Genomic DNA, 13,655 nt, shown 5'->3' with positions numbered 1-13,655 from the left:
GGCCATCAACGCTCGCAAAGTCAAAGACGTCTCCGATCTGCTAACCGCGTACAACCAAACCGGAAGCGCCGACCTCATCGTGAAACTGGTTCGCAACCAAGCCGAGTTGGAAATCTCGATCCTGACCGCCGCCTACATCATCACCGAGGCAGGTCCCACCCAAGCCGCGTTTTCCAAACTTGTCGTTCCGAGTTCGCCGAGCGGAACGATCGCCGCGAGTCGCTCGACCAACAACGCGCCGCTGAACAGCCTTCTCGACGGACGACTCGAGGACGGCTACGGACCAGTTTTCGGAAACAACGCCTACCTGGGAACGTACCGCATCGACCTGGGTTCGACGAAAACAGTCAACTCGGTCACGAACTGGACGGCGAACCACAACGGCAACCGCGGACCGCAAAACGTGACCATCTACGCGAGCACTTCGAAGAACGACCCGGGCTGGGATTTGACCAACCGGTCTCGCTTCACTCCCATCGGAACGATCGATACGACGATGGTGAAACCCGAGACGTTTAACGCCGCCTCGATTCGAGCCAAGCCGGGACAATCACTCGGTCGCTATCGATGGATCTACTGGCAAACCAATCCCGTTACCAACAAAGGCGAAAACACGGCTTTCCAAGAACTCGCCGTCGAGTCCTCACCTGCCCGTTAAATGACTGCTCGCCGGGCAACCCGCAAAGCTACAAACGTTAATGCTACAAACGTTAATGCGATCCAACAGAACTGCGACCTAACACCAGCCCAATCGTTTCGAAACAGTCTCACTCAACCGAACATATTCACATTCCTGGCCCCTCATACCACTTGCGTCAAACGATGTATCACAAACTAATAACATTGTGTCTCCTCACGCTTCTCACGTCGGGGAGCGTCTTCGCCGAAGGCAGATCCGAAACTGAAACCGAACGCGACTCACGCATGGCGTGGTGGCGTGAGGCCAAATTCGGCATGTTCGTTCACTGGGGCATCTACTCCGTAGTCGGCGGCGAATACAAAGGGCAGAAACTGCCAAACAGTGCCGAATGGATGATGAACCGCGGCAAAGTCCCGATCGCCGAATACGAGAAGTACGCCGCACAGTTCAACCCGACTAAATTCGATGCCGACGAGTTCGTCGCTCGCGCTAAAAACGCCGGCATGAAATACCTCGTCATCACCGCGAAACACCATGACGGGTTCTCCATGTTCGGCTCGAACGCGAGCCCCTACAACGTTGTCGACGCAACGCCTTTCGGCCGCGACATCATGAAAGAACTCTCCGAAGCCTGCCAGAAACAAAACATCCGGCTCGGTTTCTACTACTCACAGGCCCAAGATTGGCATCACCCCGGAGGCATGGGGAACAGTTGGGACAAATCGCTCGAACGAGTCAGCAACGACGAGTACGTTCGCGAAAAAGCCGCACCAGAAGTTCGACAATTGCTCACCGAATACGGACCGATCGGAATCTTCTGGTGGGACACGCCTCGCAAGATGAGCGAAGAGTCCTTCAACAGCCTCCACTCCCTCACGCAACTCCGCCCCGACGTCATCACCAACGACCGTCTCGGTGACGAATTTCCTGGCGACTACGACACCTTCGAACGACAAATCCCACGCAACGCCCCCCAACGTCAAGACTGGGAAGTCTGCATGCCGATCAGCGGCAGTTGGGGATACAAACTCGGCGACGACAACTTCAAATCCACCTCGACGCTGATCCGGAACCTGGTCGACATCGCCAGCAAAGGTGGCAACTACCTGCTCAACGTCAGCCCCACCGGCGAAGGCACGTTGCTACCTCAAGCGATCGAACGACTCGAACAGATCGGCGAATGGATGAGCGTCAACAGCGAGTCGATCTACGGAACCACCGCCAGCCCGATCGGATCGTTCGAATGGGGACGATGCACGCTCAAGTCCGGCAAACCCGACGCGGAAGGACAACAGAATCACCTCCTCTACATCCACGTCTTTGATTGGCCGAGCGACGGAAAACTCTCCATTCCCGGTTTGGTCAACACCGTTCACGACGCACACCTGTTGGCAAATGGCGATGCGGTCACCGCGACCACAACCGACGAGGGCGTCACGCTCTCGCTGCCCGGTGAAGCCCCCGACGAAATCGCCAGCGTCATCGCACTCCGCATCAGCGGCCCGATCGAAACCAAGGCCCGAGTCCCTTCGCCTAACAAAGACGGTGAACTCGTCCTCACCGCCGACGATTCCTATATCCACAACAACGAAGGCAGCCGTCAAGCAGACGTTCGCCAACACGATGGAATCTCCCACGTCGGATATTGGCTCGACGAGCAAGCCTCCGTTCAATGGGACATCAAGATCAACCAACCCGGCAAATTCAAAGTCTCCGCGACGATGTCGGTCGAAGGCGAACAGACGACCTTCCGTGTTGGTCCCGCCGGCGGACAACTCGAAGCGACCGTGCCGTCCACCGGCAGTTACGGTAAATACGCCGAGCGAGAACTCGGCACGATCGAATTCGATGAGGCCGGCGACACCAGCATCCTGGTCAAACCGGTGCCCGGCAAATGGCAACCGATGAACCTTCGGGAAGTCAAACTGCAACGGGTCGAGGACTGACCATGTTCGCTCAATCGTCACCACGACATACGGCTCTCGGGGCAGCGGCAGTTTGTTTTTGCCTGTTCCCCTTTGTGGTACTCGGCATCGTCTCTGCAGACGATCCGCAACCGAACCAACGCCTGAACGTGCTGTTTGTCGTTTCTGACGACCTGCGTCCGGAACTTGGGTGCTATGGAAACGACATCATCCACAGCCCCAACATCGACGCGTTGGCTTCCCGCGGCATCGTTTTCTCGCGTGCCTACTGCCAACAAGCCGTGTGTTCGCCGTCGCGATCGAGCGTCATGACAGGGGTCCGCCCCGATACCAACCGTGTTTGGAACCTGACCACGCACTTCCGCGAAGCGTTACCCGATGTGGTCACGCTGCCTCAGCATTTCAAACAACACGGCTACCTCGCACGAAGACTCGGAAAAATCTATCACGGCGATCTGCAAGACCCGCCGTCCTGGACGCCGCGTGACCCCGACCCCGCGACAAGCGCAAACCGAATCGGTCACGCCCACACCCTGGTGACTCAGAAAAACGCAGCCCCGCAACAGGAATCAACCAAGCAAACGACAAAGAAGAAAAGCCGAGGCCGCGGTCCTGCATTCCGCGTTGCCGATGACCCGCCTCATGGTGGCGGCGAAGGAGCACTCGCGGACGACGCGATCGATTCGCTGCGAGAATTCAAAGACGCCTCCCAACCGTTCTTTCTCGCCGTCGGCTTTCACAAACCACACCTGCCCTTCGTTTGCCCCAAGGCATACTGGGATCTCTACGATCCAGAAAAAAATCCCAGTGGCGGAGAACCAATTTCTGCCACGCGGCGCCCCGGACTTCGCATTGGTCGATCGCAATGAAATGTGGAAATACCGCGGCGTCCCCGACACCAGCGATCTGCCCGAACAGTACGGCCGTCAATTGAAGCACGGCTACTACGCCTGCGTCAGCTACATGGACGCGCAACTCGGCCGGATCCTCGACGAACTCGATCGACTTGACATGTCCGACAACACCATCGTGATCCTTTGGGGCGACCACGGCTGGAAACTCGGCGAACACAATCGTTGGTGCAAACACAGCAACGTCGAAGACGACGCGAGAGCCCCACTTATCGTGTCTGTTCCTAAAATGAAGTGGGCCGGCAAGACCTCCGACGCATTGGTCGAATTCGTCGACATCTATCCCACCCTCGCTGATCTCGCCGGCCTGCCTCTGCCTGAACATCTCGAAGGCACGTCGTTTCGCCCCGTGTTGGAATCTCCCGACCGGCTCTGGAAAACGGCCGCGTTCAGCCAATACCCACGTACCGTCAAACGCCAACGTTTAATGGGGTATTCGATGCGAAACGACCGCTACCGTTTCACCCGCTGGGTCGACGTCAACGACCATTCCGACGTGATCGCAGAAGAACTGTACGACCATCAAACCGATCCTCAGGAAAACGAAAACGTCGCCGGTCATCCCGAATACGCCCCAATCCTAAAAGAGCTAAGACGCCAATGGAAAGGTGGCTGGCAAGCAGCCATTCCGTCAGACAGTTCTCATTAGAAACGTGCCTCTTAGAAGCCAACCTGTCCACCGATACCCCGCCTCTCTCCGAAATGAACCTCTCCTTCCCTCCCCCTCCATTCAGTCTTGCCATGCCTTTGCTAACACGCCTCTCCTTCCTTGCAGTCGCTCACCGCCACGCCCTGGCTCTTGCCGCGTTGCTGTTGACGTCCCACATTGCCGCGGCATCGGACTCCTGGGTGATCGAATCACAAACCGATTGGTCCGATCAGATCGCCGATTCATCGGGACTCGAAGTCTCCGACGGCATGGCAGCCCCGACCGACAAAACCGCCACGCTGCTCAGCAAAACGAAAACGTTCGACCAAAAGCGTTCCCTCAAATCGCTCACCGTCGAACAGTCACCGATCTGGCAAAACTGGAACCCGATCAAAAACGTCGGCCCATCGAACCTCGGCGACGCACCAGTCATCTTGAGTTTAGGACCGAACGACTACTGGATGTTCGGCCGCTATAAATCGCCCAAACCCAAGCGAAACGCAAAGCCTGCCAAGCCGTTTGAGCCAAAACCCGCGAAGCTCGAAGGATTCGACATTCCATTGCAAACCACGCCTTTCGCGAACCAGTTCGATGCTCCCGGCGGGATCGACAACAAAGGCGGTGGCTATCACGCGTGGCAAAGCAAAGACATGAAGAATTGGGTGCACCACGGCATGGTGACCGAACAATTCTCACGCTGGGTCACGACCGCCGAATTCGTCGATGGGAAATTCTACATCTACTACGACTACCCCAACGACCAAGACCCACACCTCTACATCGACGAAGACCTCACCGACGGCAAACCCGGAAAGAACATGGGCATGGCCTTCAAGGATCCTTCCGACGGCTCGGACTGCAACTTCATTCGCGACCTCGATGGAAACTTCCACGTCGTCTATGAAGACTGGACACCGATCGACGCCAACAAACGGTCGTGGGATTCGCCCCTGGCAGGACACGCCGTCAGCAAAAACGGCATCGACGGGTTCGAAATCTTGGCACCTGTGGTCGACAACCGCACCACACCGACCGGTGAAACCAAGACCTACAAACACCCGCACTGGTTACAACACCCGGACTTCAAAACCAACGTCGCAAAGTACCAAGTCCATGAACCGGAGCAAGAAGCATACGGCGACTGGGCCAGCGTCGCGATCGGCGGACGCTACTATCTGTTCGGTGATTTCGATCCTGTCGGCGGACACAACATGAGCGTGGGTTGGTTCACCGCGCCAACCATCGACGGACCGTTCGAGTGGTGTGACAACGTTGGCAAAGGACACCCCGATCCCGATGTCTGTTTCGCCGAAGGCCAGTTTTATCTCGTCACCCAACAGGCGACGGATTACGCCAGCCCCGGACCATGGGTAGACGGCGTCGAAGTTCGGGTCGGGGTCGACACCGACAACGACGGCAAATCAGACACCTGGAGTGACTGGGCTTCGATCAAGGAAACCTATGACTACACGCCGGGATTTGCCAAACAAGTACAGAAAACCCCCGCGTCGATCTCACCGAACGACCTGCCTGCCGGTTACGGATTTCAATTCGAAATCAAATTGACCGACACGACCGACAACAAATCGAAACCGATGCTCGACAAAGTCACCGTCGATTTCGAATAGGCCCGGCGTTCAACCGGACAGAAACGGAGCAGACCTACCACCGTGCCCCCTTTCCCGTCGCTCACACCGACGGGAAGGGCGGCGTACGGCTGAAACCTCGCACTGCAATCATTTGCCGCAGCCTGACACCGGATTTTTCAACGAACAATCGCCTTTCAAACCAAGTACACTCGGTGTTTGACTAACGCACCGAAACACCCATCGAATGGTTCCGCACCGGACGTCGAGTCGAGCGACCATTCATTTCCATAGCCATCGACTTCAGTATTGCTGTCGACTCGAACGCGGACTGACCTCGACCAGACCCTCAAAGACAATCCCGTGACGATCAACCGCCGTAACGTTCTTCAATCATCCATCGCCGCAGCGGCCGCATTGTGCGGACCGCGTGTCTTCGCAAAAGAAGCCGCCGCGCTGAATGACTCCACCGCCTCGTCGGTCCCATCGTATTTGCAGGACGTCGCCAAGCAGTACGCGGACAATCCACGCCAAGCCGCGTTGGATTGGTTCCGTGGCGCCGAGTTCGGACTATTCGTACACTACGGTCTGTATTCGTTGCTCGGACGCCATGAATGGGTGATGATCAAGGAGAAAATTCGCGTTAAGGAATACGCAAAACTCGCCGATCGTTATACCGCCGAGAACTTCGACGCGGATTTCATCACCGACATGGCGCTCGATGCCGGCATGAAATATGTCAACATCACCACACGTCACCACGACAGCTTCTGTCTTTTCGATTCAAAATACACCGACTTCAAGAGCACCAACACACCCGCCAAACGCGACCTCGTCGGCGAGTTGGCCGAACAGTGCCGCAGCAAAGGCCTTGGCTTCTTCCTCTACTATTCTCACGGACGCGACTGGCGTCACCCACACGCACCAAACAATTGGGGATGGGGCGGTTCGGCTCGTCCGAAATACGACCCGCCAGAGGACTTCTACGCCTCCGGGAAAGAACACGACCTGCAGATCTATGTCGAGTTCATGAAAAACCAAATCACCGAACTGTTGTCAAACTACGGACCAATCGCCGGCATCTGGCTCGACGGACATGCCACGCCAGCATCACGACGCAACAAGATGCATGAGTTCAAACTTCAAGAACTCTACGACCACATTCATTCCATGCAGCCCCAAGTGTTGGTCTCATACAAACAAGGTCTGCTCGGGACAGAAGACTTCAAAGCCCCCGAGCGACATTGGAAAGGCAAATCGGAAGTGCCGCTGGAAATCTGCGACACGCTGCAACCTCACGGATGGGGCTACATGAAAACCGACGACGGCAAACACAAAACCGCAGACCAAGTGATGGAGATGCTGGCCAAGGCGAAATCAATGAACGCCAACCTCCTACTGAACACGGGCCCCTTACCCGACGGCTCCATCCACCCCGAAGACCGCGCCACCCTCCAAGAAGTAGGCAAACGCCGCCGAGCCTAAATCAAACCCAGCACGGATCCCAAACAAACCACCGGTCAGAACCCCATCAACGCCCAAACTAAAAACGCCCAAATCCAAACCAAGCCCAAATCCCACAACGGCCAACTACACACCACGGCCCACACCCACCACGGCCCAAAGGGCCAACCGTTTACCTAACCCAGGCCAACGGCCTGGGTCCACCGCCCCCCAAGAAAAACAACAGGGCCAACGGCCCGGCCATTTGCCTACAATTCGACGGTCTTCCCCGTCCGGAACGACTCATCCGCCGCCGCCACAATCTTCATCGAATTCACCGCGTCTTGAAGGTGATCGGTAAGGTCGCCGCCTTTCACGATCGCGTCATAGAAAAACTGCTGCTCGCGTAAACACAGCCCGTCGTGATCCGGCTCATCCTCGAGATGGATCCACTCATCGGCTTTCGCGAAACTGCCATCGCTCGCCAATTCGCTGTGATGCACCCGAATGCTTTCCGTCTTCGTGTGGGCGTCCACGTTATCGCTCTGGCCTGCCGACGAAGCCGACTCGGCGACGATCGATACCGCACCGCTCGGTCCCACGACGTCTTTAATGAAGAACGCCGTTTCACTCATCATCGGCCCCCATCCGGCTTCATACCAACCGACCGATCCGTCGTCGAACGTCACCTGCAATTGGCCGTAATTGACCATGCCCTCAGGCAACTCATCGCTCAACCGAGCACCGATTCCGGACACGCGAACCGGTTTGGCCCCGGTCATCTGGCACATCACGTCAACGTAGTGCACACCGCAATCCACAATCGGCGAAACCGTCGACATCAAACGTTTGTGAGTCTCCCACGCCGCGCCGGACGATGACTGGTTCAAATTCATCCGCATCACCAACGGCTTGCCCAGCGTCTTGGCGACGTCGATAAACCGCATCCAACTCGGATGATGACGGAGTATGTAACCCACGACCACCTTTCGATCCGTCGACAACGCTTTGGTGACAATTTCTTCGGCCGCTTCCACGGAATCCGCCAGCGGCTTTTCAACGAAAACATGACACCCGGCATCCAACGCACTCGTCACGAATCGAGCATGCGTGTCCGGCCATGTCGAAACGCAAACCGCGTCCGGTTTCGACTCTCGCAACGCCGTGTCAAAATCCTGAAACGTTGGATAGTCGCTGCCGAGTTGTTCGTTCAGCTTAGCGCCCGACTCTTTTGAACGGGTGCAAATGCCAACGATTTCAAAACCATCAATGTTTTGATACGCCAACGCGTGGGAACGTCCCATGTTCCCCGCGCCGACGCACAAGATACGAACTTGTTTCATAGGAGAAGGCTGATCAAGTTCGCTCATTGTAGAGATGTTCCAAATATTGAAGGGGGAAGACAGCTCGCCGCCGCACCGTCGACAAGGTACTGCATATCAGGATGCTGACGCAGGTACGATGCCGGCAACGCCGAGCTCATTCGATTCTGAAGTGCCTGCTGCACGATCCGTGCTTTGTGCTCGCCGAACGCGAGCAACCGAATTCTCTTCGATTGCATGATCGTGTCGACCCCCATCGTAATCGCGAGCAATGGCACACGATCGAGTTCACCGAAATCCTTCGCCGCGTCCTTCCGCGTGAGCGAATCGAGCCGCACCATCCGAGTCAGCGTATCACGCGTCGAGCCCGGTTCGTTGAAACCGATGTGGCCGGTTCGTCCGATCCCCAACAACTGCAAATCGATACCACCGAACTTGAGGATCAAATCCTCGTAGTCGCGGCAATACCCCGGCGCATTCTCGAGAGGGACCGTGCCACTAGGAATGTGAACGTTGCTGCGAATGATATCGACATGATTGAACAAGTTCTCGTTCATGAACCGGTGATAGCTCTGCGGCGACTCCGGTTTGATCGGGAAGTACTCGTCGAGATTGAAGGTCACCACGTTAAAAAACGACAGGTTCTCTTCGCGGTGCATCCGCACCAACTCGCGGTACACACGAATCGGAGTCGATCCGGTCGCTAGGCCTAAAACACATCGCCGGTTTTCCGATGCCCGCTGTCGGATCAACCGAGCAATCTCATGTGCGACACGCTTGCTCGCCTCCGACGCATCGCGGAACCGGGCCACCGGAAGACGCACCTTGGCCGACGCGACATCGTCCACGGGACCTGATTGATCTAAAATGCTCTTCATCACTAACTCGCTTGTAGAACGGATTTCGATGCGTCGCTCCGCTCAACGAGCGGAAACAATTCCGAGAGTAAATCGTTGTTCGGGTGCCCGTGTCCGCGATGTTGCACAAACGCCTCCGCCGCAGCGACATGCACATCCTCTCCCCGAGCGACACTATGTTCGCGCGTTGCGGACAGGTACTCACTGATTCCGTTGTGCGATCGCAACCATTCCGATTGCGACGCATGACATGCCAACATCTCGATCTTGCCGTCGATCTGCTCGCTGATGTCTACGTAGGTGGACGGTTCAACGCTGCCCCCGAGGCGATCGGTTCCGCCGTGACCGTCGGTGTAATAAAGGTACGGCACCGAGGAACCTTCGAGCAGCGGTTCGGTCGATGCGTTCGGCGCCGCATAAACAAACGATGCGGCGCGGCCGAGTTGACCGGTGATCTCGTGATCGGCGTGATAATCCGACAAGGGCATCGTGATCACGAGCGAAGGGGCAATCCGTCGAAACAGATCAATCGTCTTCTGCAGCGACTGCCGGTCATAAACCAACCGCCCGTCCGGCTCACCGAGCGTATGAAACGTTGCCCCGATCATGTGCGCGGCACGAACGCCTTCTTCCCGACGGATCTTTGCGGTCTCTTCCGGACCGAATTCTTGTGATCCACAGTCCCCTGACGTGACGGTGGCGATGTGAACCTCCCACCCCGCCTGACGCAGTCGGATCAACGTCCCGCCGCAGGAGATTTCGGCATCGTCGGGGTGCGCCATCAAGGCAAGCGCGACTCGGTGGCTGGGTATTGTAGGTCGCTTCAGCATGTTTCCGTCAACTCTCGCGGCGTAGATGGGTGACCGTAACCGGGGGACAACGCTCAGCATTTTGCAAACCTCACGCGAAGATTTCTTCACGGTGTTTACCTTTTTGTGGTATTTTATTTGCGCGGGTCATCGATTCTGTCAAACGGCGTGCGCATATTGCACCTTATCTCTCGCTTTTCGCACGAGTCGCCTTCTTCTGCCGCTGCCTGACGGCGAGATCCAATCAACCGTTCACCCTCGCATCGGCATATCGCGTCCACCTCTAAATTGATCCCGAGACATCGACCTTTCGCCGACAGAAACCGCCGCGCATGAAAGCCTCCTTCGAAAAACTCGTCCCGGAAAAGGGACAGTCATTCCGTTGCTTCAACCGGGAAGAACTGCGTTCGCCGGTGAAGTGGCATCGTCATCCCGAGGTCGAACTCAACTACATCCCCGCGGGCGTCGGATCTCGGATGGTCGGCGACCACATCGGCAGTTTCACTGACCACGAATTGGTTTTGGTCGGCTCGGAACTGCCACACACATGGGCGTCGGACGAATACCGTGGCCAGACCTACGACCTTCACTCCGCCGTCGTCGTGCAGTTCCACCCCAGCTTTCTCGGCGAAGGATTCTTTGACCTCGGAGAAATGGTCGACGTCCGCAATCTCCTACAGCGATCCAGTCGCGGGTTGTGGTTCCCGCCAACCGTCGCCCAACCGATCGGCGAGAAAATGGCTGAACTGATTTCGCTCTCAGGCGCGGCGCGATTGGTCGGACTGCTATCGATCCTCAACGATCTGTCGCAACAGGACACCGCCGAACCGCTCGCCTCTCCCCTATACCGAGCCACCAACAACAAACAAGTCGAAACGCGGATTCAAATTGTTTGTGACTACATCACCCATCATCTCACCGACGCGGAACTCTCTCACAGCGACCTCGCCGATCTTGCCGAAATGAATCCTTCGGCGTTCAGCCGTTTCTTCAAACACTCAACCGGACGTACCGTCTCCGCATACATCAACGAATTGCGAATCGGTTTCGCGTGTCGTTTGTTGACCGAAACCGACGATTCGATCCTCTCGATCAGTCAACAGTCAGGCTTTCAAAACCTATCCAACTTCAACCGTCGATTCCAACAACACCGCAAACAAACACCGCGTGCCTACCGCAAACGATTTCGCACCAACGCGTAACTCCCGGGCAACGCCAACTTCCCAGGTAGCGAAACTCACCAAGAGTTTGTCGATTTAATCAAGAGTCAACCTGCTTTCGTTTAACCGGTAGCCGTAGGCGACGCGCGGTGGCAAGTAGGTCGCCTTTGGCTGCCCGTTAAACGATTAAATCGACAACTCGCCAAGAGTTTCGGAACAGCCTGTGAACAACCGAATGTCTTGGCGACATTCGCTACGGCTTTAACTCCCAAAATTGGGATCAAGACGTACCACGAGCTCGGATTTACCAGGAACATCCTCCTATCAGTCCGAAGCGCAAACGAACAAACCAACGACTTCAAAATTTGCTCGATTTCACTGCCGCAAAAATCTACGGTCCGACTCGCGTCTGACTGTCCAAGTTCAAACACATACTAAACGCCCAGGGACCATTCCCGTTCTCGATCCGGTAGAGCACCTTGTTGTACCCAGCCTGAAAACGGACGCGGCGCAATCCTTCATCGATCTTCCATGCCTTGAGCACATCGCTGCTCGACCAGACCCGAACATCGTTGATCCACAAATCTGAACGGTCGTCGCTACCGACCGCAATCCAAACATCCGTCGGCTCGTCAAAGTGCAACTGCGTCCATGCGTAGTAGATGACATATTCGCCTTGAAGATGCCGCGGCTCGATCTTCGGAGATGTCGATTGATAAAAACGCCATTGGACGGGATTCACGGCCGCCCGAGTTCGATACTCCGCATCGAGATCGACCATGCTTTCGGGAGGGAACTGTTTGTGAATGTTCGCACGGCTGGCGTTGTCAAACGGGCCGATCAAATACCACGAGTCCACAAACGTCCAACCTTTCGCCCGTGTTCCTCCCTCCGATGCAAACCGCCGCGCAGGCATCGGCGACGCAAACTCACGCGGAGGCGGCGGTGCAGTGACTGACTTCTCCTCAACCACGGTAAACGCTTCTGACCGCGTGCTATTGGTCGTCCCGTCCGCCTCCCTATCGCTGCGTGACTGCCCATCATTGCCCCGCTCGCCATTACTGCCCGGGCTCTCCTGCTGTTTGCTTCGTTTCGCCATCAACGACGTCATGTCACTGACCGCACCACCGTCGTCTTCGGCGGATTGGGAACGTTCCTGCGCAGCCGACTCTCGCCGTTCCGCTAACGTGATCTGCAGCCCCTCTTGCTCGAGACCTTTCGCTCGAGCGAGCAATGCTTGGGCGAACTCGGCCATGTTCTCGGCCTGACGTTCCGCCGTGCCGAGCGTTTCGAACTGGCGACGCATCGACTCCTGTGTCCTCGCCGAACGATCGAGCGACTCGACTTCGAACTTCGGACGCTCCGGCAGCGGCACGCTGACCAACTTTCTCGCCTCACTCGGTTCGATCGATTGAACGAGAGCCAAATCCGCCGATCGGAACTCTTTGAACTTCTTCGCAATCAACCGTTCGAGATCCCGGGCACGTTCGAACGCCTCTTGCGGCGTCGATGGATCATTCGATGTCCCCTCGTTCGCTGCGGCCTGCATGTCGATCGTTTCCATCCGCGAAAGCGCCTTCTGCTGAGCCGACTTGGCCGTCGCCATCAGTTCCGTTGCCGCCGCCCGCGCCTCCTCGATTTGCCGGCGCTGCGGTGCAAACTCGGCATCATCCGCGTCCAAGTTTTTCTCGGCCGCTTGCATCTGGCCTTCAATCCTCGCCAATTGTGTGGCGAGTGTTTTCAGATGGTGTTCCGCCGTCGCAACTTTATGTTTGGCTTGGTTGATCGCGTGCTGTGCTTGGTTAACCCGATGCTTTTGCTTCTGCACGGTTTGCCGAGCCTGCTGTTGTTCGCGGGAACTTTCCTTGTCGCGTTTCCTCGCTTCGTCGAGTCGTTGGTTCGCCTCGTCAATTTTTGTCTGGTCCTTTTTGTTCCTGGCGTCGCGCACTGCGCGCTGTGCTTTGGCGACCTCTCTTTGCGCCGTTGATCGAGCTCGGTCCGCATCCTTCGACTCCTGCTCCGCCTCGGCCACCGTCGCCACTTCCTCCTCGTGCTTTCGTTCGGACTCTTCCACCGCCTTCGATGCAGACTCCAATTCTCGGCTGCGTGTTTCTCGGTGATCTTTGATCTTTGCCATGTCCGTTTCGATTCGTTGCATCGTTTGCTCATGATGCTTCCGACGGTTGGCATGACGATCGATTTCTGCCTGCACGTTCGCAGCCTCGCGTTCCTTCGCCTGCGACTCTGCCAACGCTTGGCTCGCATCGATTTGCAACTGAGCAACCTCGTCGAGCATTCCCATCGACCGCCCCGCGATCGACAACGCCGCAGCCATTTGCGAAATCGCATCCTC

Annotated in this window: 10 protein-coding genes and 1 pseudogene; 7 read left to right on the top strand and 4 right to left on the bottom strand. The window is 56.7% G+C overall.

All coding sequences use genetic code 11. From position 1 onward, the window contains the following. The 6 genes and pseudogenes from RSSM_RS33975 to RSSM_RS25960 all read left to right on the top strand — a co-directional run. Window positions 1–658 (top strand): annotated as a pseudogene (locus RSSM_RS33975) (signaling protein); the annotation flags it as partial. Window positions 659–822: 164 nt separating this feature from the next. Beyond that, window positions 823–2,586 (top strand): alpha-L-fucosidase, encoded by a 1,764-nt coding sequence (locus RSSM_RS25975; RefSeq protein WP_008686763.1) that lies wholly within the window; start codon window positions 823–825, stop codon window positions 2,584–2,586. 2 nt (window positions 2,587–2,588) lie between these two features. Further along, window positions 2,589–3,434, top strand: coding sequence for a sulfatase-like hydrolase/transferase (locus tag RSSM_RS25970; RefSeq protein WP_008686761.1), 846 nt, complete (start codon window positions 2,589–2,591; stop codon window positions 3,432–3,434). Next, window positions 3,373–4,125 (top strand): sulfatase/phosphatase domain-containing protein, encoded by a 753-nt coding sequence (locus RSSM_RS35260; protein ID WP_261340267.1) that lies wholly within the window; start codon window positions 3,373–3,375, stop codon window positions 4,123–4,125. Before RSSM_RS25970 ends, RSSM_RS35260 begins: the two co-directional genes overlap by 62 nt. 92 nt (window positions 4,126–4,217) lie before the next feature. Continuing rightward, on the top strand, window positions 4,218–5,753 hold the full coding sequence (locus RSSM_RS25965) for a glycoside hydrolase family protein (protein WP_008686758.1): 1,536 nt from the start codon (window positions 4,218–4,220) through the stop codon (window positions 5,751–5,753). Between the two features lie 267 nt (window positions 5,754–6,020). Then, window positions 6,021–7,196 (top strand): alpha-L-fucosidase, encoded by a 1,176-nt coding sequence (locus RSSM_RS25960; RefSeq protein WP_008686756.1) that lies wholly within the window; start codon window positions 6,021–6,023, stop codon window positions 7,194–7,196. A 227-nt stretch (window positions 7,197–7,423) separates the two neighbouring features. On the opposite strand, the gene RSSM_RS25955 is transcribed toward RSSM_RS25960, so the two are convergent. Genes RSSM_RS25955 through RSSM_RS25945 form a run of 3 tightly spaced genes read right to left on the bottom strand, consistent with a single transcriptional unit; the run spans window position 7,424 to window position 10,163 of the window. Continuing rightward, window positions 7,424–8,524 carry a Gfo/Idh/MocA family protein gene (locus RSSM_RS25955; protein WP_008686754.1) on the bottom strand — a complete coding sequence of 367 codons (1,101 nt, stop codon included), beginning with the start codon at window positions 8,522–8,524 and terminating at the stop codon, window positions 7,424–7,426. Next, entirely contained in the window at window positions 8,521–9,354 is an 834-nt protein-coding gene (gene nagB, locus RSSM_RS25950; protein WP_081613897.1) for a glucosamine-6-phosphate deaminase, read from the bottom strand. Before nagB ends, RSSM_RS25955 begins: the two co-directional genes overlap by 4 nt. Before the next feature lie 2 nt (window positions 9,355–9,356). Further along, window positions 9,357–10,163: a PIG-L deacetylase family protein gene (locus RSSM_RS25945; protein WP_044303678.1), complete on the bottom strand. Its 807-nt coding sequence runs from the start codon at window positions 10,161–10,163 to the stop codon at window positions 9,357–9,359. 311 nt (window positions 10,164–10,474) lie between these two features. Here RSSM_RS25945 and RSSM_RS25940 point away from each other — a divergent pair, with 311 nt between their 5' ends. After that, entirely contained in the window at window positions 10,475–11,344 is an 870-nt protein-coding gene (locus tag RSSM_RS25940) for a helix-turn-helix domain-containing protein (protein WP_008686750.1), read from the top strand. Window positions 11,345–11,693: 349 nt separating this feature from the next. Here the strand turns inward: RSSM_RS25940 and RSSM_RS33970 are convergent. Then, window positions 11,694–13,655: hypothetical protein (locus RSSM_RS33970; RefSeq protein WP_160168180.1), on the bottom strand; the 1,962-nt coding region annotated here is incomplete at its 5' end.

Origin of the sequence: Aporhodopirellula sallentina SM41 (assembly GCF_000346505.1) — a bacterium.
In the GTDB taxonomy this organism is placed as follows: domain Bacteria; phylum Planctomycetota; class Planctomycetia; order Pirellulales; family Pirellulaceae; genus Rhodopirellula; species Rhodopirellula sallentina.
Note: the sequence above shows the minus strand (reverse complement) of the source record. Positions and strands in the feature narration are given on the sequence as shown.